General features: G+C 68.5%; 5 protein-coding genes and 1 pseudogene. 5 read left to right on the top strand and 1 reads right to left on the bottom strand.

Going from position 1 to position 22,382, the window contains the following annotated elements; translation table 11 throughout:
* The first annotated feature begins 8 nt into the window (after positions 1-8).
* The gene (locus NI2_RS14630) at positions 9-1,481 is read left to right on the top strand and encodes a serine/threonine-protein kinase (RefSeq protein WP_067491213.1); all 1,473 of its coding nucleotides are present in this window, start codon (positions 9-11) and stop codon (positions 1,479-1,481) included.
* A 2-nt stretch (positions 1,482-1,483) separates the two neighbouring features.
* Here the strand turns inward: NI2_RS14630 and NI2_RS14625 are convergent, their stop codons facing one another.
* Positions 1,484-2,983, bottom strand: coding sequence for a hypothetical protein (locus tag NI2_RS14625; protein WP_243749849.1), 1,500 nt, complete (start codon positions 2,981-2,983; stop codon positions 1,484-1,486).
* A 281-nt stretch (positions 2,984-3,264) separates the two neighbouring features.
* Here NI2_RS14625 and NI2_RS14620 point away from each other — a divergent pair, with 281 nt between their 5' ends.
* The 4 genes and pseudogenes from NI2_RS14620 to NI2_RS14610 all read left to right on the top strand — a co-directional run bounded on the left by NI2_RS14620 (position 3,265) and on the right by NI2_RS14610 (position 22,362).
* A complete protein-coding gene (locus tag NI2_RS14620) occupies positions 3,265-3,588 on the top strand; it encodes a hypothetical protein (RefSeq protein ID WP_067491048.1) in 324 nt (107 codons plus the stop codon).
* Between the two features lie 16 nt (positions 3,589-3,604).
* Entirely contained in the window at positions 3,605-4,105 is a 501-nt protein-coding gene (locus tag NI2_RS14615; RefSeq protein WP_067491046.1) for a YbaB/EbfC family nucleoid-associated protein, read from the top strand.
* Positions 4,106-4,131: 26 nt separating this feature from the next.
* Positions 4,132-4,548: pseudogene (locus NI2_RS35845) on the top strand (WXG100-like domain-containing protein); the annotation flags it as partial.
* Positions 4,549-6,699: 2,151 nt separating this feature from the next.
* Positions 6,700-22,362: a hypothetical protein gene (locus tag NI2_RS14610; protein ID WP_157104664.1), complete on the top strand. Its 15,663-nt coding sequence runs from the start codon at positions 6,700-6,702 to the stop codon at positions 22,360-22,362.
* Positions 22,363-22,382: the final 20 nt, after the last annotated feature.

The raw sequence follows: 22,382 nt of genomic DNA, 5'->3' as shown, positions 1-22,382 counted from the left end.
GGATGTCGATGACTCTGCTGCCGGGCACCGTGATCGGCGGATACCGGATCGAGCGTCTGCTCGGCACCGGGGGGATGGGCTCGGTCTATCTCGCGGCGCACCCCAGCCTGCCCCGGCGCGACGCGCTCAAAGTGCTCAGTTCCGAGCTGACGCGCGACACCGAATTCCGTGCACGATTCCAGCGTGAGGCCGACCTTGCCGCCGGCCTCGACCACCCGAACATCGTCGCCGTTCACGACCGTGGTGAAGACGGCGGCTATCTGTGGATCGCCATGCAATACGTCGACGGCACCGATGCCGCGGCCGAATTGGCCAGGTCCGCGCAGGCGATGACGCCGCAGCGCGCGTTGCGGATCATCACCGAGGTCGGCACGGCGCTCGACTACGCGCATCGGCGCGGATTGCTGCACCGCGACGTGAAGCCCGCGAATTTCATGCTGTCCACGCCGGGCCACGAGGACGAGCGGGTGCTGCTCACCGATTTCGGCGTCGCCAAATCGCTGGCGGATACCAGCGAACTCACCGCGGCAGGCGCGATTCTGGCGACGATCGCGTACGCGGCACCCGAGCAGTTGCAGGGTGGACGGCTCGACCATCGCACCGATATCTATGCGCTCGGCTGCGCGCTGTACAAGCTGCTCACCGGTGCCAACCCCTTTCCTGCGACGCAGCCCGCACTGGTCATGGCCGGTCACCTGTACGAGCCGCCGCCCCGCCCGAGTTCGCTCGATCCACGGCTACCGCCGGCTCTCGACGACGTGATCGCCGTAGCCATGGCCAAGGATCCGGCGGGGCGGTTCAACAGCTGTCGCGAGCTGAGCGACGCGGCGCACCGGGCGCTGACAGTCGGTGCACGGCCGGTGCGTGTGCGCAACAGCCGGAGACGGCTCCTGTCGGCCGCCGTCGCGGGTGTGCTGGTCATCGGAGCGGGAGCTCTGGTGCTGCGGCCGAGTGCCGACGCGCCGAACACCACCGCGGTCGCTACCTCCCCGGTACGCATGGGCGCGACATCGGCGGCACAGGTGCGGGCCGACAATCCGCAGTTCGCGGGCAAGACGATCGGGATCGTGGATATCAGCGCCGTGGAAGCAACGGCCGCTTCCGGGTACAGCCCGGCCGCGACGGCGATTCATCTCGCGCGGACACCGCAGGCTGCGTTGCTCGAATCGTTCGGGTTCGCGTACTACAGCGGTTTCGGCCGGGTGGGGGACGAGCCGTCACCGCGGGCGCTCGACAATTCTGCTCGGTGGCGGTTGTTCGGCGACCACTACGCCGCGGACTACCTGCTCGTCGTCCGTAGTGATCCGGGCTCCGGAGCCGGATCACTGCTCGGCCTCGACTGGTATATCACCGCCGTGCGTGCGCTGGTCATCGTCATCGACGATCCCAAAGCCGTTGCGGCGCTGTGCAACTACGGCACCGGTTCCGATCAGCAGGCACTCGACTCGGTGGTGCCGATCTTGCGCCACCACATCACCTGAGTTCAGTCCTTGCCGAAGAACAGGATGTCGGGGCCGTAATCGGTGAGTGGGCCCTTTTCGGCGGCTTGGCGGATGCCGCTGCCGGGGAGTTCGGTGACCTTGGCGAACATCGCCGCGTTGCCGAAGGCCGCGCGGACCTGGGTTTCGGAGGCGTAGTCGGCGCCGTAGTCGGCGAGGGTGGCGAAGTCGAGGGGGGCCAGGGGAGTGTCGAGTGGTGCTTGGCCCGCGGGGCGGCCGAGGGCGGCGTACTGGGTGGCCACGCCGTTGTCGTAGAGGCACAGCTCGTAGGAGATGTTCTCGATGGTGGCGACGGTCAGCACCGGCCACTTCGCCGACAAGGCGACGGCCAGGGGGTGTTTGCCGAGTGCGCCGATCTCCCAGTTCAGGCTCTTCACCGAAACCCAGCTGCCCGAGGCTTTCTCGACGAGCACCACATCGGCGCCGAGTTCGGCGTCCGGGTTCACCTTCGGTTCCTTGACGCCCCAATGCCTTTCGTGCACACCGGCGAAACGACCCGCGTCGACAGGAGTGGCGCCGTGCGCGGCGAAGGCGGCGGTGACAGCGGCACGAACCTGCTCCAGCGCGTCGGGCGCCGAGCAGCGCACCGCGATCGCGCCGTAGGTCGCGGTGATTTCCACGGGTCGCGACGGCGGCTCCGGCATGGCACCGGCGGCCAGCGGCTTGAGTCCGACAAGAGCGAGGCGCCAGTTGATTTCGTCGATGGTCGCCAGGTCGCCACCCGACTGGTACAAAATCTGCTGCTGGGTCAACCGGCCGGCGCGCTCGAGTGTCGGCGCCCCGAGCTTGTGTAGTGCCTGGGTGGTCTTCAGGGTGAGATCGAGGTCCTCGATCCGGGTTTCGCGCAGCTGCGCCGTGCTCGCCGAGGTGGTGACCTCCGAATACAGCGCGCGATAGCTCGCGATGGCCTGCTTGCGGGAGCGCCCGACCATCAGCGTCCGCAACAGCGTGCTCAGGCTGGCCAGATACTTGCCCGGCTGCTCGGGTGCCCGCGCGTACATCGCCGCCCGGATCCGCACCGCCGACTCCGTGGCGGCCACCGCCGCCTCGTGATCGAGCCGCATCAACCACACGCCGCACTTGGACAACCCGTCGGCACACATCGCCTGCACATCCGGATAGTCCTGTGCCACTTGCCGATAGGCCGAACACGCGCTGCGGATGGTGTTGGTGGCGAGCTGGCGATGCCCGACCAGCCGTGTCGCCTGCTCGAACAGCCGAAGCGCGTCCTGGAGCGCACCCGCGTACTCGTAGGAGACGAAGCCCTCGACCAGCCAGTGCAGCCGGATCGCCACCGCTTCCTGTGCGGGCTCGAGCGCCTCGGCGGTGCGGTCGCGACCGGACGGGTCGTCGCGAGTGGCGAGCAGCCCCTGGGCCAGTTCGGTGAGCGAACCGGCCAGGCGGAGGTAGTCCTCGGGCTGCTGGCTGCGGGTGTTGGCGCGATCGGCTGCAACGCGCCGTTCGAGGCCGCTCAGGTCGGTCATGAGCGGTTCCGTCGCGACGTCAATCTCGGGCCCCATCATCGTTGCTGCGCAGGTCGGCGCACCGACCCAGGTTGTGGTCTACCGAGTCTGCCACAGTTGGCGCGACCGCGCGGCTCAGCTGTGGATGCGGCTGTCGCCGTGATGAACTCCTGGTGACCAGTGGGTGCGAAACCGCAGGAAAGGGCCAGTATCGGTGTGCGCCTGTCGTTCTGGAGGCCTGCGTGCGGGTGCTCGCCGTGGCATACTCGACAGGTATTACCCGATGGTGGAGGAGCGTCGAGATGGCAGACAAGGTCGAATTCGATGAGCATCTGTTCCGCGGTGCGGCTGCCAAGACCGGTCACGTGAACGACCGGGTCACCAGCATCATGGACACCCTCAAAGCCTCGGTCGAGAGCCACCACGGCTGCTGGGGACACGACACCATCGGGACAACCTTCGCCAATGGCCAGGACGGCTCGGGCGGTTACATCAAGTCGAGCAAGTTGCTCACCGACAACGGTGACGCGGTGGCCGATGGATTCGCCAACATGTCCCAGTCGCAGGTCGAGACCGCCGAGTTCCTGCACAATATGGAACTCGACAACCGCTACGGGCTGCGCTGAGCTGGTATTCGCGACAATGGTGAACGAGCAGGCCAGGGCCGATATGGCCGACATTCTCGAAGGTGTGCAGGAACAGATGCGCACCATCGCCCGGCTCCAGCAGGAACGCGCGACCCTGACGGCCAGTGCCACGGTCCGCAGACACGTCACAGTGACGGTGAACGCGGACAATGTGGTGATCGAGACGAAATTCGGACCCGACGTCGAAGACCTCAGCTACGCCGAGATCGCCAAGGCGGTCACCGAGGCCGCCAAGCAGGCGTCCGCCGAGATGGCGCGCAAGACGAGCGAGCTGCTGGAACCACTGAACACCCAGCGCGCACGCATGCCGAAACTGTCCGACCTGGTGGAGGGCATGCCCGAGATCAAGGTCCCGGAACCGGTGAAAGCACCCACTTCGCCGCCGAATTCGCCGGCACGTCCGGCCGAAGACGACAAGCCGATGGAGTTCTCCGGAACCGTCGACGTGGACCTCGGCCGTGATCGAGGCGGTTCGGTCACCGACTCGAGCTGGTGAGTCCGGGCTTTCACGGGTAACCGAATATGGCGATCACCATCCCGGGGTGGCTACAGCACCTCGAAATCCTTGCGGGCATGGAATGGCCCGAGGGCAACGAAGACCAGATGTGGCAGCTCGGCGAGGACTGGCGCACCGCCGCCGCCGAGCTGGAAAAGGTCATCAGGGATGTCGAGGCGGCGAAGGCGGCTTCGATCAAGGCGTATCCGGCGGGCGACGGCTACACCGAGATGGTCAATTCCTTCGACAGCCTGCTCCGCTCCGGTGGTGATCCCGAAAAAGACCGGTCGCTGAAAACGCTGGCCAAGTATTTCAAGGAAACCGGCGACGGCACCTACGAAGCCGGCACCGAGATCGAATATGCCAAGCTGATGTATATTTCGTCGCTGGCATTGCTGGCGGCGGAGATGGCGGCATCTTTCGCGGCCGGTCCGTTCAAACTCGGACTCGATGCGCTGGCTATCGGTGCGACCCGCATCGCTGTTCGCCTCATCGCGAATCGGTTGCTCGCGTCGATTATTCGCGCGGTCGGCAAGATTGCCGCCAATGCGGTGGTGAAGTTCGTTTTCCGGCACATCATGATCGATACCGTCATCGGTACGATGCAGGAATTCGCCATTCAGCAGTACCAGGTTGAAAAGGGTCATCGCAGCAAGGTCGATTGGGACCAGGTCGGTCTCACGGCACTCAGTTCGGCGGCCGGTGGTGCGGCGGCGGGACCGCTCGCCGGGCTCATCAACAAGCGCTTGATGCGCGGGGTGGACAATCCCTCGTGGGCGCGGCAGTACATGAACAGTCAGATCACCGGTATTTCGGCGGGTTTGGCGGGTGCCCTCGCCGGTTACGCGGTGACCATTCCCTTCGGGGCGGGACCGTTCGACTACCGGATGCTGACGGCGGGCGGTCTCAGCGGCTCGTTGACGGGTGCGGCGCGGACCGCCGGTAGTCACGCCTGGCAAAAGGGCGCGCCGGTGCTGTCGAGTCGTCCCGATCTCGCGACACGGATGAACAGCCTGTTCGGCGATGTGGGTGGGCCGCGGGTCGGTGCCGAACCCGGCGGGACAGGCGCGAACCCCGGAGCTGGGACCGGTGGGTCGAACTCGCCGGGCCGGGCGGGCGTGGCTGGGGACGGGTCGAGCAGTCCGGGCTCGCAGACGCGTCCCGCGGCCGCGGGCGGCGGGAACCAAGCGGCCTCACAGTCCTCGGGATCCGCTGGATCGCACAGTAATTCGAGCAGCTCGGTACAGAGTGACTCGAGTTCGGGAAGCGACGGCGCAGGTTCCCAGAACGGTAGATCTTCCGCTGCGGATGATTCCGCGTCGAGCGATGGGTCTTCGTCGGGCGAAGGTTCCTCGAGCGATCGTTCGACCTCGGGGGAGTCGCCGAGCGCGGAGGGCGGTTCGTCCAGTGACCGTTCCTCGAACGACCAGGCGGGCGATCGCGGTGCGGGTCTGGCCGGGGAGAACGGTTCTCAGAGTGGCAGTTCTCCCTTCACGGCCGATCCGAATATCGCTGCCGCACAACAGAACGGCCCGCTAGCTGGTGGTGCACCGGTAGGCGCCGATGGTGTCGCCGGCGCACCACAAGCGGCAGCTCCGGTGACTGCGGGAGCCCCTGCCGGAGCCGGTGCTCCGGCGACAGCGGGTGCTCCGGCGACGGCAGGCGCACCCGCCGCCGGTGCTCCGGCGGCCTCGTCTCCGGCCGCGAACCCAGGTTCTCAGTCGAGTCCCACCGCAGGCGACAACCGCTCCGCGGGCGGCGGCGAACCCCGCACCCAAAGCGCGAAGCCGGATGCCGCATCCAGCCGTGCTGGTGTCGCCGATTCGGCACCGGCACCCAGCTCAGGCGGTCCCGCCGTGCACGCCGCACCGACCGGCGAGCAAGTGCCCCAAGCGAATTCGCGCCAAGAGGCTAAGGACACGCTCCAGGTGGCAAGCGATTCGGGCATTCCCGAAGCGGGCACCGCGCCCCGCGCAGGGGCGCCGGACGGACCCGGCCTGCCGCCGCGCACAGGCGAGGCAGACACCGCCGCCCCGCGCACCGCGTCGCCCGACGGCAACGGTGCTCCGCCGCGCCTCGGCGGAGCGAACGACGCGGGTACTCCGCCGCGCGCGGGCGCCTCTGATGGTGACGGCATTACGCCTCGCGTGGGCGAGTCCGATGGTGAGGGAACCCGACCGCGCGCAGGCGAACCCGATGGGGATGAAACTCGTTCTCGCCCTGGTGATTCCGATGTTGGTGGTGCCCGGCCACGTGTGGGTGAGTCTGACGGTGATGGCACTCGCCCGCGGGCAGGCGAGGTCGACGGCGATGGTGCCCGGCCGCGTGTGGGCGAGGTCGACGGGGATGGTGACGGGACCCGGCCCCGTTCGGGTGATTCCGATGACGACGGGGATGGGAGTCGGTCCGACGACGGGTTGCTCGTTGTTCCCTTGGCCGGAGGTGACGGGGACGGGCGGCCCGGGCGTCGGACGGTGGACGGTGATGGTTCGGGGCGTCGGGATACGGATGGTGACTCGACCTCGGAGCCGGATGGGGATGCGCCGCAGCGTGATTCGGATAATGATCCGCCGAAGAATCCCGCGCAGGAGGCGTTGCGCGAGATCAAGGAAGCCACGGGGACGCGGCGGATCAAGCCGCCGAAGGGGCCGGTCGGCGAGGTCGGGATGTCGTTGCGCGACATCGAGGACGCGGCCGGTGGGCGGATGCACGAGTTCCCGGCGGGCACGGCCGATCAGCCGCGGCACCAGGGTGTGGCCGACGAGCTGGTGCGGATGGCGGAGGGGCTGAGCGCGCGCGATATCGCCAAGGGCAAGTTGCCGCGCGCCCTGGTCGTCGCCGAACACGTGGTGAACGGTCGCGGTGTCGGCGCCGACGCCTACGTACTCACCGCGCGTCCCAATTCCGACGGCGGCTTCGACGTGGTCGCCTCCGGTACCCGCCCCGACACCGTTGTGCCGAGCGAGGCACGCAACGTCTCGGCCGTCCTGTTCAATGGCAACGGAAAAGCCGTGTCCCCCAGCGGTTCCGACAGTCGCGTGCGCCCCGCCCACGAGCGGTCGATCTACACCCGCGAGGGAACGATCGAAGGCCGCCGCGACGGCGAGACCCCCAAGCAGCACAGCTGGCGCATCCGCGCCGAACGCTCCGACCAGCTCGCCACCCGGGAAGCCGACCGAGCCGCCGCCCTGCGCGCCCTCATCGCCGCAGGCGGCGACAGCCTCGACAAGGACACCCGCAAGAACCTCATCCGCGAGGCCAAACGCGCCGAATGGAACGCGAACAACTACCGCAAGAACGGCGACGCCCAATGGAAGGTCATCGGCGGCCGCCCCGAAACCCCGGACCCGACCCCCCGCACCCCGAACCCCGACACCACCGACCCGGCCCCGCGTACCCCCGACTCCGAAGCAACACCGCCGCGAACCCCGGATTCGGATGTGACGCCGTCGCGCACGCCAGACTCCGATGGACGACCCACCCGGACCGCGGATTCGGACAGCGTGCCTTCACGCTCGGACTCCGGTGATGCGCCGGCGCGCCGCCCTCACACCGATGAATCTCCGCGAACCCCTGACGCGGATTCGGGCCCCACGCGGACGCCCGATGTCGCCGGACTTCCTCCCCGCGCAGCCGACCCGGACGGCACGCAGCAGCGCACGTCCGATGCCGACGGCGCTCGTCCACGTACTCTGGATGCCGACAGCTCGGCCCCGCGTCGACCCGATGCGGACCCCACCCAGCAGCGCAGGCCGGACACGGTGCGGCAACCCGATGGGGAGACCACTGCCCCACGGCGCAACGACCCTGACTCTGCCGCGTCGCGCAGGACCGACGTGGACAACACCCGCCAGCGCACGTCGGAGGCGGATTCACTGCGGACGCCCGTCAGCGCCGGGCCGCAGCGGACACCGGATGGTGCGCAGCGCAATCCGGAGGGGAGCGGAAGTGACGCGCCCGCAAGGCGATCCGATGGTGCGGGTCGCAACCGCGAGGTCGATGGTTCGGTGCGGCCCGAGGACGTCCGGGATCTCACGCGGCGTCCACCGCTGGACGAGACACCCGACTTCCTGGCCGAGTCCGATGACATCGAGGAGGGCCTGGAGAACGACGTCTATCAGTCGGCGGACGGAAAGTGGCATCATGTGCTCGACCCGGCGGGGACGTTCCGGGATGTGAACTTCCGGCTGCACGATGCCAACGGGTTCTGTCGTGATCCGCTCACCAGCAGCGAGTTCCGGTATCTCGCGCAGGAGGGCCCCAAGCGCACCTACAAGGTCGCCGATCCCGAGATCGCCAGGCAGATGGCCGACATCGTGGCCGACCGCACGGTGGTGCAGAAGCGCAGCGATGACGCGCTGAAGATCGTCAACCGGTTGATGGGCGAGTTCGGTGTCGCCAAGCTCGGCGACATCGCCAGCAGCCAGAAGCTGGACAAGGTCGCCGCCGAACAGCGGCGCAAACTCGAGGACGCCTACGACGACCTGCAACGCGACCTGGCGGACCGCCCGCACGACCCCCAGCTACAGCGCCGCGAATCCGAGATCATCGACAAACTCGAGCGGCTCGACGAATTCGAGCGCGCGGCGGCCTCTTTCAACAGGCTGCGGCCACAACTCGTCGCCCACTCGAAGGCGCTCGGCGAGCTCGGTGCTCGCGCGTTCGGTCTCGACCCGGCCGAATTCCCTGGCGCGGTGCTGCTTTCGCCGTTCGACGGGGACATCGACGGCCGTCCGGTCATCGACGGCGCGAATGTGCTCGACGTGGTGGTCTACGTGCCGGGTACCGACGGTGCGCCGCCGGCGCTGATCTCCCACGAGGCGAAGGGCGTCGGCTCCAAGCTCGGTGGCTCGAAAGTCGCGAGCGCGGAACAGGGTTCGCCGGAGTACTACCGCCGCACCCTGCGCATCGACAACAACCTGCACCGCATACTCGGTGAGACCCCCGAACAGATGCGGCAACGCGGCATCGACCCCGAATCGCCCGAGGGTCAGGCGCTGATCCGCGCCAGGAACGACCTGCTCGACGCGCACCAGGCGGGCACGCTGCGCTTCGAGTACCACCATGTGCACGCCGACCGGAACGGCAACGTGACTGTCAGCGAGTTCGACCTGGTGCGCGACGGCAACCTGGTGCGCATGGACAATGTGGGCGGATACGATTCGCCCGCACTGCAATCCGATGGGGTTCCGCGCAATGACGACGACGCCCCTGTGCGCCCGGAAAATCCCGACCAAGCGGCTCGTTTCGACGCCGACCAGCTCGGTGCCCCCGACGCCGACGAGTGGTCGAACCGCAGTCCCGAGGAAGTCGCCGAACGCCTCCAGGATCATCTGCGCCAGGTCACCGGCAATCCCGAATTCGAGGTGTTCGGTTTCGATTCCGACTCCGTGAATCCGGAGGTGGCGCGCGAATACGCCCGCGCCATGGTCGACCTGTTCGACCGCAACCCCACCGTCGACCTGCGCCGCGTCGGCATCGGGGAGCTGCCGACGGGCGTGATCGGAATGTCGCAGCCGAGGATCGACCCGGTGACCGGCAGGCTCTACACCGAATCCATCGTGCTCAGCCGCGACCACGCCCAGAGCGCCGAGTTCTTCCGGCAGCGCATGCAGATCGGTGTCGACAACAATCGCTTCGCGCCCGAGGTGCTCAACCGGCCGGTGTACGCGGTGCTCGCCCACGAATACGGGCACGCGCTCGACTACGCCGGCCAGCAGAACGCCCGCCACCAGGCCGAAGACCTCCTCCTCCAGCGCTACGCCGACGACACCACCCGCGACCCAGCCCAGTCCTACGACGACTGGCTGCGGCAGCTCAGCGGCTACAGCTTCGACGGCAACGGTCGGCTGCGTCCCGGCGAAGCCGTGCCCGAGGCGTTCGCGGCGCAGATGCTGCGCACCCTCGGTGGCGACGACACCAGCCCGGAACCGGTACGCGCGCTGCATGATCTGGTCACCGATATCGCCGCGCGTCCACCGGAATCGGTCACCTGGCCGCTGTCCGAGGACGCTGAACGGGTCGGCGAACCCGACGACGTGCCCGACCGCGCCGACCGCGACCTCCTGGCCGACCCGGTGAACGACGAATGGTCCGATCTGCCACCGGCCGAGGTGGGGCGGCATCTGGCCGAACGGATGCGCGACATCACCGGACACGAGGTCGAGACCTTCGGCTTCGACCAGCCGAACGTGCATCCGGCGATGGCCCGCGAACTGGCCCGCGGCATCCTCGACATGCAGACCCGATACCCGAATGTCGATGTGCGCAGCATCGGTATCGGGGAGACCGGACCCGGCCGAGTCGCGGAGACAGCGCCCGAACGCGACCCGAACGGCGGCTACCGCGCCAAGTCGATCACGTTCAACCACCAGTACTTCGCCGGCAACGGCAGCCTGTTCCAGAACCTCATGCGCGCCAGCAAGCCCGGCTTCTACACCCGCAGCCTGTGGGATCGTCCGGTGTACGGCTTCGCGGTGCACGAGTTCGGGCATGCCCTCGACTACGCGGGCGAACCCCGAACCCGAAAACGCGTGGGGCTGCGTCTGCACGACCACTACCACCGCAACCGGCTCGGCGACCGCGACGGCTTCAACCCTTGGCTCGCGGGCGAACTCAGCGGCTACAGCATGAACAGCAGGACCGGCGAGCTCAATCCGGGCGAAGCGCTCGCCGAGGCTTTCCGCGAAATGGAAGCCACCCGTGATGCGGACGGCGCGCTGCACCCGGAACGGGTGAGCCCGGCCGTGCGGATCATGTACGACCTGCTCACCGACGCGGCGGAGGTACCGCGCTCCGACGCGATGACCGTGGATCGCGCGGCCGACGAGATGCAGCTACGTCCGCCGTGGGAGGACGACATCCCGGACCTGGGTGATCTCGGCGCGCCCCGCGACGACGAGTGGTCGGACCTCTCGCCGAGCGAGGTGGGCGACCACCTGCGCGACGTGCTCCGCGAGGCGATGAAGAACCCGGACTTCGACGTGTACGGCTTCGATCTGCCCGGGCTCGATGCCGAGGTGGTTCGCGATTACGCCCGCTCGATGGTCGAGCTGTACAACGCCTTCCCGCAGACGGATCTGCGTGCCGTCGGCATCGGTGACCTCGACTACGGTGTGCTCGGCCAGACCACACGCACCCCCGACCGGACCACGGGCCTGCCCTACACCGACATCACGCTCGGCTACGACTACGCGATCAGTGCCATCCACCTGCGGTCGTCGATGCAGGAGTCGGTCGACTCGGGTCACTTCCATCCGGGCGTGCTCGACCGGCCGGTGTACGCCATCGCCGCGCACGAGTACGGTCACGCGCTCGACGCGGCAGGCAGGCTGGCGGCTCGGGCCGACGCCGACGGGACGCTCGACGAAGCCTTCCACGACAACCCTGACGGGTACGCCGATCCGGACTCGTGGCGGCGTCAGCTCAGCGGTTACAGCCGCAGTGGTGCCGACGGTCGGTTGAACCCGGCGGAGGCGCTCGCCGAGGCGTTCACCGAAGTGCTCATGGTCGGCCGCGACCGAGCGAGTGGGCCCGCCCGCACGCTCTACGACCTGCTGATGCGGGAGGCGGAGAATCCGACCCGCGACTATGTGCACAATCTGCCCGAACAAGGCTCCGATCATTTGGAACTACCGGACGGCGGGAATTCGGACCGGTCGGAACCGGACGATTCGGACCCGGACCGCGCGAAACCGGAAGGTCCAGAACCGGATGCCTCGCAACCGGATCGCTCGCGACCTGATGGCGAGCTGACGCGCGACGGTGTACACACAGATCCACCGCGCGCCACCCCGTCGCAGCCGGAATCACCACGCCAGAACAACGCCCCGGAGGAAACGCCTCGCCGGCGCCGGTGGTGGCGTTCGGAACAGCCCGCGATCCCGGCCGAACCGGAACGACGGGTCTTCGTCGACATCGACGGCGAACAGGTGGTCGTTCCGCTCTACCGCGATGCCGACGGTGAGTGGCAGGTGGCACCGCAAGACACGACCATGCGACAGGCGGAGCCCAAGCCGTTCCTGAAACGTGCACTCGCGCAACTGAACAACCACTTCCCGATCCTCAAGCAGCCGTCCGGCGCGCCCAACATCGGTGACAGTGCGGGACAGGCCGCGATCCGCGACGGTGTCCTCGGGATCGGCGACATGATCGCCAACCCTGGCCCGGCGCAACTGCCACCGCCCAGCCCGACGCCGCCGGGAGTTCCGACGGTCGGACCCGGACCCGAGGCCTCGGCCCCCGACCCCACGTTCTTGCGGATCGCCCAGCAGACCCCGGTCTTGATCCAGAACCGCGAGTACCTCCCGCTTTTCGGCAAGTTGTCCGGCCGGGTGCGTCGATCGGGCGGCGAGTATCCGGCGATGCGCAACGAGGACGGGACCGAGTATCGTCCCGAGCTCAGCGATGCCGACGCCGACCTGGTGCGCAGGCAGATCATCAGCGACCTCCGGGTCGAGCGCGTCACCTCCGAGGACGCGCGCAACGATCTGCTCGAGGCCTTCGAGCACGCCGGGCGTGGACAGCGCGAACGCATCCTGCGCGACATGCTCGCCAACGACCTGATCACCCAGGACGAAGCCGACGAACTGCACAACAAGCCGCAGCCCGACCCGCTGCCGCCGCTGCCACCACCCGTCGACCCCCCGCCGCCCGGTGGGGAGACGCTGCGCGAGATGTTCGACCGGTTGCTCGGCGTCGAGGTGGCCGACGAGCCGGACGCGCTGCGCCGGGAAATCGACCGGCAGCAATACATGGTGATGCGGCAGACCGCGGCCATCATCGGTCTCGGCGATGCCTTCATCCGCGCGCACATCGAGCAGAACGCGCCCTACACCTCCGCCGACGGCGAATCGCAAGCTCCGGTGCGCTTCGGCGGACGGGTGAGCATGATCGACCAGAACCCGATGGGCCGGTTCCTCACCGAGTTCATCGCCGCGTTCGGCCGTGATCCCGGCGTGCTCGCCACCACCCCGCTCGACAACGGCGCCGAACCGCTGCCGATGTTCGGCGACCCCGACGCGCTCGGTCGCGACCAGGGTCTGCGCGACTTCTTCGTGCACGCGCTGCGCCGCGACCAGCTGGCCCACGAATTGGATACGTGGGCAGGGACATTCGGCCTCGGCCCGCACCAGCTCACGCCGGACACGGTCGACGCGTTCGTGCAGAGGCTGTTCGAGATCAATCAGATACGGGCCGAACGGCTCGCCGAATTGATCGCGGCAGTGGAGGATCGGCTGCCACCGCGCGACACCGACGGGCCGACCCTCGGTGAGCCGATTCGCGACCAGGTCGCCCGGCTGCCGGGCGGTGACGGCGCGCCCGATCGGCTCGTCATCACCGATGGGGCGCGCGAGCGCGACCAGGTTCTCGCCGATGTGCTCGCCTCCCAACCGGATCTGGCCGCGCGGATCCGCGACGGCGATCTGCTGGTCGACTACCGCAAGCTGCTCACCGACTTCAGGGGGCAAACCCACCTCGAGCCGGTCGACACACCGCAGGTGCGGAATCACACCGAAACCGTCGACGGGCGCGATGTGCGCATCACCCTGCTGCGCGCAGGCGACGGCGCGTGGCGCCCGATCATCGGTTCGGACGAGATTCCCGGCGACGGTGCGACGGTGCAGCGCACCCGCGAGCAGTTGCTCGCCGACCTCGTCGACCTGGCCCGCGACCTCCACCTCGGACCCGGCGATCTGCTGCCCGGCGATATCGACGACCGTATCGCCGAACTCAAACTCGACAATGCGGTGCGCGCCGCGCAGGTGGAGGGTCTGGCCGACTTCCTTCGCACCGGAAACCTTGTCGAGGACTTCCACACCGTCAGCAACGCGCGCGGCCGTCTCGCCGCCGCCCTCGGCCTGACCCAGGAACAGATGACCGCGGGCAAGCTCGGTGAGCTGCTTGCCGACGATTCTCGGCGAAAAGCGCTGCGCGGACAGAACTTCGACGATCTGGAACGGTACTTCGGTACCCTTCGCGAACTCGATTCCAAGGCGCTCGACGCGGCGCGTCAGCGGCTGGCCGACCGGCTCGTGCCCGACAGTCACATCCATCCGGCGCACCGCCACGACTCGCTGCCCGCGGACGAACGCCCGACGACCACCGAGCGGCCGACCCGCAAGCAGAAGCGGCTCGCACGGTACGCGGAACTCGCGGGTGTCGACCATCGGGTCGCGGCGCTGCTGCCCCCGGGCCGGGTCGAGCGGCCGGGTGGGCGCAAGGACGACGACAAGGTCTTCGCGGTCGACCCGAAGGGGTTGAGTGGGAAGAAGCTGCATCAGCTCGTGCGGATGCACGAAAAGCAGGGCAATGGCGAACTGGTGCGTGAGGCACTCACCGAATTCGCCAAGGCGCTGCGCGATATCGACAGCTATGCCCTCGCGCCGACGGACACCAAGGACGTTGTGCCGTCGGACAATCAGAGCACCCCGAAGTCGGACGGCAAGGAGATCGCCGATCCGAGGCTCGTCCGCGAGTCGATGCCGCTGCAGGGGCCCGACAGCATCAACGCCATGCGCCGGGTGATCGCCGACGCGCTCGGCAGTGTCGATGTGGCGGACTTCGCCCGCGCGGTCGCCGAGGCCGCGGGCACCCTCGATCTGACCGTCCCCGGTGATGTCGGCAATACGAACCGGCCCTCGGCAAGCCGTGACTGGGCACGCCTGGTCGGCGTCGACCTGGCCGGTGCGGACGGCGTGACATACGCCAAGATCTACGAGGCGTTCCGCGACGGCAAGATCGAAAAGCACGAGGGCTTGAAGCCCGAGCAGATGGCCGCCGTGATCCGGGCCTTGCGCATCGAGATCGCCGATCGCGCGGCCAAGCTGACGGCGCTGCGGCAGTTGGTGCACGACTACTTCGGTACGAACGACAACCATCTCGGCACGCCGGGCGAAAACACTCCGCCCCGGCAGCCGGGTGGTGGGCAGCGGGGAGAGGGCGCGCCCGGTCGGCCGAATTCTGCTGAGCAGCAAGGGGAGCCCGGTGCGGCCCGTCCCGAGAACGGTGGGGGCGGAAAGCCGCCTGCGCAGCCGCCTCGGTTGTCGTCGTCGCCTGATGAGCCGGAAGATGGTGGGTACGAGCGCGATTCGGACGGCAACCCGTTCGGCGACGCGGCCCGCCGGAAATCCGCGGCTACCGACGAGGTGTTCGATCGGCACGATGACACCGCCGACGCTCGCCTGACGGAGACGCTCGAGCGATTGACACAGGTCCAGCAGGAGCTGGAGCAGGGACTGAACGAGTCGCCCGCACCGCAACCCGAAGAGTCGGTACCCGCCCGCGACCCACAGGCCCAGCCGACGCCGGAAAGCCGAATTCGCGACATCCTCGACGAGATAAGCCAACTGCGTCGTGAACTCGACGACCGTTCCGTCGACGCCGAACTCGACCGCGAACAACTCGCCGCCGACCTCCTCGCCAAGGCCAGAACCCTTCGCCTGGAACACCTCCTGGACCAGGCCCGCCAGGAAATCGCCGCCCAATTCGACGAACTCGACCGCCGCGACGACGAGGGCCCCGACGAAGACGGCCTCCCCGCGTCCCCCGACCCGACACCGTCCAAGCCCCCGTCCACCCCCGGCGCGGCCCACCAGCCACCAGCCCAACCGGGCGTCAACCCGGTACCGCCGATGCCTTCGGCGCCGCCCCAGCCGTCGGCACCGCCGATGCCTTCGGTACCGCCGATGCCGTCCGCGCCCCCGATGCCTTCGGCGCCGCCCAAGCCGTCGGCACCGCCGATGCCTTCGGTACCGCCCATGCTGTCAGCGCCCCCGATGCCGTCCGCGCCGCCCATGCCTTCGGTACCGCCCATGCCGTCAGCGCCCCCGATGCCTTCGGCACCACCCATGCCGTCGGCACCACCCAAACCTTTTGTGTCGCCGCCGCCGTCTTCATCACCGACTACGCCTGTGCCGCAGACACCTTCGTCGCCGTCGCAGTCGCCCTCTGTGCCCCATGCGCCGTCGTCGCCAGAGTCGCCGCAGACGCCGGACACCCCGACGCCGGGCGGTCCGCCCATGCCGCCGACACCGCCCTCGAGCTCCCCTGATTCGGGGGACAACTCCCAGCCGCGCAGGGGGGATCCACTGCGCGATGTGGCCGAGTTCCTGCGGGAACAGCGGGATCTTCCGGGACAGCGGGATGCGGCGCCCTTGTCGGAGGATGCGGCTTCGTATGCTCGGGCGTTGGGGGAGGCGCTCGGGTTGGGGGAGCGGTTCTCCGGGTTGCGGCAGCCGTTGGCGGCGTTGGCCGAGCTTGCGGAGTTGGCGCGGGCTCGTGGGTTCCTCGACAGCGCCGACGGGCCGGCTATGCGGTACCCGGTCGACTTCGGTCCGCTATCGGACACCGAGCTCTACGGTGACGAGCAGTACTGGCTCACCGAGGCCGACGATGCGACATTGCGTGAGGTCCAGGACGATCTTCGGCGCGCCGGTCTGCCGGTGGACGAGCCGTCCATGCCGACGCAGCAGGTGCCGCCCGCGCAGGGTTCACCGATTCTCGCGTCGAATCCGAATGGCCCCGCAGCCAGGGTGCCGACGCCCGGCTCGGGTCCGGATCACGCCGCCGACCACGTGCCCACGCCCGAGTCGGTGGATCAGACCCGTGATCGTCTGGTGCGCCGATTCGATCTCAGCGATGCCGATCTCGCCCAGCTCGGCGATACCGTCGCACACCTGCGGTATCGAAACTTGTTGCGCGCGGCCATGATCGAGGCCATGGCCGCTGCGGCGGACCGCGTCGCCGGAATCAGCGATCCAGCCTTGCGTGCCCAAGCCGAAGCCGCGCGTGACGGCTGGGCTCGCAGGCTCCGCGTCGATCCCGACACACTCGCGCGCGACCCGGATCGTGCGATGGCCGATGCTCGCGCCGATGCCCGCCGGGAAGCCACCGACATCCTCGACCTCGCCGATGCGGTCCGTGTCACCGAGAGTGGTGACAATCCGGACGGTTCCCGCCGCTACAACATCCAGGTCGACGGGGACTGCGTACCCGCGCGCCTCGTGCCCGACGGCGATTCCCGCTGGCGGGTCGAAGAGGCCGAACGCCTCGACCCGCCCGACCCGACCGCGGCCGACCCGTCAGACGAGCCCGCGCCGCGCAAATCCCTGCTGCGCCGCCTGTGGGACGCGGTGAACTTCGGGTACGAAGGTCATACGCCCAAGTACCCGTCAGGTTCGGGTATCGACAGCGCGGGCCAATCGATGCTCGGTCACCAAGCGGGTCTGCCGCTGACCAGTCAGCGCGACCCGAGCCCGGCGCCGGGTGACGAATACGATGTCCTGAGTACCAAATTCAGCCCGGTGCGCATTCTCAAGGAAGCCATCACGATGTGGCGCAGCCGCGAGCTGGTGCCGTTCTTCAAGCACCTCACTTCGCGGATCGCCGATCAGGCGGCACCGGACAACCGCCCGCCGACCCTGCGCGACGGCTCCGAATACCGGTACGCGCTCGACGAAGCCGACCCCGACCTGGTGCGTCGGGAGCTCGGTGTCGAACTCGAGGACCTGAAACGGCAGGCCGATGCCGAGGCCCGCGAACTCGCCGCAGGCGAGCAGCGCCCGGAACTGCCTGCGCAGCCGGACACGCTGCCCGACAACGCCGAGGTCGCGCGCTCGACTGCCGAGATAGGCAGCTGGACACGGGAACTCGAGGACGCGGCGACCCTGCGTGACGACCTCGCCGACACGCTGACCGATGCCGCCGACGACCTCGAGGTCACCCTCGGCGACCCGACACCGGAGAACGTGCGCCGCGCCCTCGACCAGATCCGCTACCAGCAGCTGCGCCGGATAGGTGCCCTCACCGGCATGGCCGAGGCGGCCCGCCGCTTCGCCGCCGAACACCAGCGCATCCCGTTCACCGACCAGATCGACTTCTTCGACAGCGACCCGATGACCCGCTTCCTGATCGAGGTGGTCCGGGCCAACCAGGGCAACCCGACCCTGTTGAACTGGCAGGGAGTGAACAACGGTGGCGAACCGGGGCGCGACTGGGGCGACCTCACCTACTCCGATCAGCCGGGCATCGACCAGGGCATGCGCGAGTACTTCGAGAACGCGTTGCGGCGAGACCAGATTCGCGACGAACGCGCGGTGTGGGCGCAATTGCTACAGACCGACCTGTCCGACCTGGACGCGGGTGACCTGCGTGACGTGTTCACCGCCGAAATGGACCGCATTCGTGAATATGACGCGCTGGCAACCGATTTCGCTCGCGACGCCGAAACATTCCTGCGCGCGCACAGCGAGGCTGCCGAACTCACCGATCTGATCGGCGACATGGCGAGCCGGGACTGGGTGCTCTCGCGTGGTGGCGCCATGCTCGACGACGGAACCGGAATCGGCCTCGTTCCAGGCGATTCCGAGGGCTCGCTGCGGCTGGTCGTCCTCGACGGGCCGACGGGACATGATCGAGTGCTCGCCGATGCGCTCGGTCGCTACCCGGATCTGGCGCAGGCGGTCAATGACGGTGTGGTCGACGTGCGCTACATCGGTACCGATGTGCGGCCCGGGCGGACCCTGGCCGACGGTCAGGCGATACCCGAACGCATCCTCGTGCTCGACCAAGGGTTGCGCGACGTACGGCACTTCGGCGGTGCGGTCGACGGTCGATCCGTTGATGTGACCGCTGTGAACGACGGGTCGGGGTGGCGGGTGGTTCCCGACGAACCGGTCGACGACGCGCTCGCGGTGACCGACCCGGCCGAGAGTGCCGATCTTCGCTCGCCTGACGAAATCAGCGCGGCTGTCGGCGAACTCGTGGATCGGCTCGGCATCACCGAGGCCGATCGATCGTCGGCGCAGTCGCTGGCGGACAAGCTTGCCACCCTGCGGGCCGAGAACGCGGTGCGCGCCAGCCAGATCGAAGCGATCATCGACTACGCCCGCACCGCATGGGATATCGACACCTTCCACCAGGTGGAAGCGGCGCGGCACCGCGTGTCGCATCGGCTCGGACTCGACGCCGAGGAGATGACGCCGCGCAGGCTGGCCGAGGAATTCACCGATCAGCGTCAGCGCAACCCACGCAGGCAGCAGCAGGCCGAAGCGCTGGTGAAGTACGCGAAAGAGTTGAGCGGCATCGACTCCCAGCGTGTCGCGGCGGCCGACGACCGGCTGGTCCGCCGACTCGACGCGCTGCGCAGGCCGCCGGGTGCCGACGAACCGGTGGTGACGTCGATCAAGCAGCTGGGCGAGGTGGTCGCCGATCTGGTGCACCGCAACGGCATTCGTGAAGAGCTGGTCGACGCGCTCACCGACTATGCGGAAGAACTCGCCGAGATCGACCACTTCGATCCGCGCGCACATGGTGACAACGCCGTGGACCCGCGCGTCCCCGACGCCGAATTCCCGGTGCACGACAAGGCTGTCCGGCATCTGCTCGACCTCGTCGGCGATCCGTCCGCTCTGGTCGACGTGCCCGAATTGCTCGGTCTGCTGGACGGTCACACCGATATCGCGCCCGGTCCGGACCGCGGTGCGAGCCGCGACTTCGTCCGCATCCTCGGCCTGGATCTCACCGACGCCACCCCCGAGCGCTGGGCCGAGGTCTACGAGATCTACCGCGACGGCAAGATCGACCAGCACGAACGCCTGACCCCCGAACAACTCGCCGAGGTGCAGGCCGAACTGCGCGACGAAGTCCTGCGCCGCGCCGCCGACATCACCGAACTCACCGAACTGCTGCACCGCGCCGCCGACCTCGAGGTGCAGCGCCTCACCGCGCAAAGAGCGGAAGCGACAAGGGAACTCGCCGACGCCGAAGCCGCCCTCGGACAAGCCCGCCAGGGCCTCCCGATCAACGAATCCGACCTGATCGACCCCCGTACCCGAACCGACGCCATCGCCGAACTGCGCTCCCGCACAATGCGAGTCGACGAGCAACAGCCATGGCAAGACCGCCTCACCGCCTTGGAGCAAGCTGCCCAGCGCGTCGACGATGCCCGCACAACGCTGACCGACATCGATACCGCCCTCGACAACCCCACCCACCTACCCCCGGGGAGCCTCACCCGCCGATCCCCACTTCCCGCTCAGCCCCAACTCTCCAACGAGCTGGGCGCCGACGGTCCCGTCAACAGGGCCCCCGCCCCGAACGAGCATGGTGGCGGCGGCACCAACCCGCCGGTTGTGAACACGTCCGACGACACAAGCGTCAACGGTTCCGTCGGCCCTGCCCCCATTACGGACGGTCAGGTCGGCGGCGATCGCGCTGCGCACGAGCCCGATGCGGACACCTCGGATCATGAGGTGTCCGGTCCGAACCTGCCCGTCGACACTGGCCCTGGTACGAGCCGGCCCGTCAACACCGGCGCTGACGACGTCGACACGGATGGGGCAGGCGAGAGGGAACTCGGCACCGACGAAGGAGGCAACGATTCTGCCGATCGCGAGGTACGCCCCGACAGTGATACCGACAGCTCGTCCAATGGCACCCCGGGCGCGCTGACCACTACACCACCTCACGCGGCACCCGAGCCGGCAAACCGCCCCGTCGGCCCAACTCGCTCCCGAATCCCGCACCCCCCGAAGGACTACGACTTCGACTTCCCCGTCCCCCCACCCATCTCCCCCCTTCCACCCCTCGAATTCGACCTAACCCCTTCAGACCCGACCCCTCCACCGACCCCACCGACCCCTCCGACCCCGCCAAACCCTCCGACCCCGCCAAACGCTCCGACCCCGCCCAACCCTCCGACCCCGCCTGGCCCGTCGAACCCGACGCCGCCGGATGTGCCGACGCCGCCGGATGTGCCGACGCCGCCGGATGTGCCGACGCCGCCGGATGTGCCGACGCCGCCGGATGTGCCGACGCCGCCGGGCGTGCCGACCCCGCCGGATATGCCGACGCCTCCGGGTGTGCCGCCGGGCTTCCCGATTCCGCCGGGTGTAACGATGCCACCGGGTGTACCGACGCCACCGGGTGTACCGACGCCACCGGGTGTACCGACGCCACCGGGTGTACCGACGCCACCGGGTGTACCGACACCACAGATGCCGGTGCCGCCAGAGGTACCCGGTCTGTCTGTGCCGCCGGGAATTCCGATGCCTGGCTTCCAGGTGCCGCCGGGTATCCCAGGCTCGCCGGACATGCCACTTGTTCCTGATCCGATGTCCTCGGACGGTCCGAATGAGCTGCGGCCAGCGCAGATCGGGATTCCTGGCAATGCCGCGGCTCCGGATTTCCTTCGGGGACTACAGGTTCCGTCCAGCGAAACGGATGCGCCCCGCACTCCTTGGGCGCAGCATGGGTACGAAGCGAACCCAGCATCCGGGTCGTTCGTGCCACCTCCGGGTATCGAGGCGGGGGGATCAACTCCTGCGCAGTTGCCGCCGTACCCGAACGCGGCATCCCCGACGGGCTCCGCCGATCAGGGTCGATTCCAGTACCCGACTGGGCAGGACCGCTCCGGATATCCGGCGAATGGCCAGACCGGCCTGTACCCGAACGGGAACGAATCGTCCCCACACAGCTCCTCGCCCCAGTACCCAACGACACAGGGTGCACAGGGGCAGTACCCGTCAGCGCAAGGGAACTACGGGACGACACCAATCCCGCAGGGACAGCACTCAACGGCCTCGAACGGGCAGTACCCCACGGCCCCCGCCCAGGACGGGCAGTACCCCATGGCACCGGGCTCGCAGAACCCCGCGCCACAGCCCTACCATCCCACAACCCAACCCCCGCTCGCCCAATACCCAGGCACCGGGCACTCACCCCCCGCTCCGCCGGCGAACCAACTTCCGTTCCAACCTGCCCACACACAGGAACCCACCTATGGCGTCCCACCGGCCATGCCGATGTCGGCGCCCCCGTCCACTGCCGGAATCAACGGACACCCCGCCCGCAACTACCCCAGGACCATCTCGACCGACGGCCTGGTCGTACGCCCCTTCGCCGGCTACGGCGTCCGTTCCCTGTTCGACCCGATCACCGGTGCCCTGCAGGCCGGGCAGTCGGCAGGTCACGACAGCGGCGTCTACGGTGAGCTGAACGGTGTGAAGATGGTGTTCTACCGGTCGATGGACGGGTTGGCCGTGCGGGTGGGGGATCGGACGTTCCCGCTCGAGGGCGACGCCCGGGTCGACTGGGGAACGGTCGCCTGGCGGACGAACCGGTTCGCCATCGTCATCGGCGATACTGTCGTCTGTGAGCTGGTGTATCGGGCGCTGCCACCGGAGCTGGACCTCGGTGCCTACATCCGTGATGTGGTGCACGATGACCAGCGGCGGACCACGATTTTCGCCCGATGATGCTCAGGCCGCGACGATGT

The sequence above is a fragment of the Nocardia ignorata NBRC 108230 genome (genome assembly GCF_001612905.1).
GTDB classification, from domain to species: Bacteria; Actinomycetota; Actinomycetes; order Mycobacteriales; family Mycobacteriaceae; genus Nocardia; species Nocardia ignorata.
Note: the sequence above shows the minus strand (reverse complement) of the source record. Positions and strands in the feature narration are given on the sequence as shown.

What these genes read in the sequence shown, in the direction of transcription:
- NI2_RS14630 (WP_067491213.1), top strand. Translation starts at nt 9, where the DNA reads ATGACTCTGCTGCCGGGCACCGTGATCGGCGGATACCGGATCGAGCGT.
- NI2_RS14625 (WP_243749849.1), bottom strand. Translation starts at nt 2,983, where the DNA reads ATGACCGACCTGAGCGGCCTCGAACGGCGCGTTGCAGCCGATCGCGCC.
- NI2_RS14620 (WP_067491048.1), top strand. Translation starts at nt 3,265, where the DNA reads ATGGCAGACAAGGTCGAATTCGATGAGCATCTGTTCCGCGGTGCGGCT.
- NI2_RS14615 (WP_067491046.1), top strand. Translation starts at nt 3,605, where the DNA reads ATGGTGAACGAGCAGGCCAGGGCCGATATGGCCGACATTCTCGAAGGT.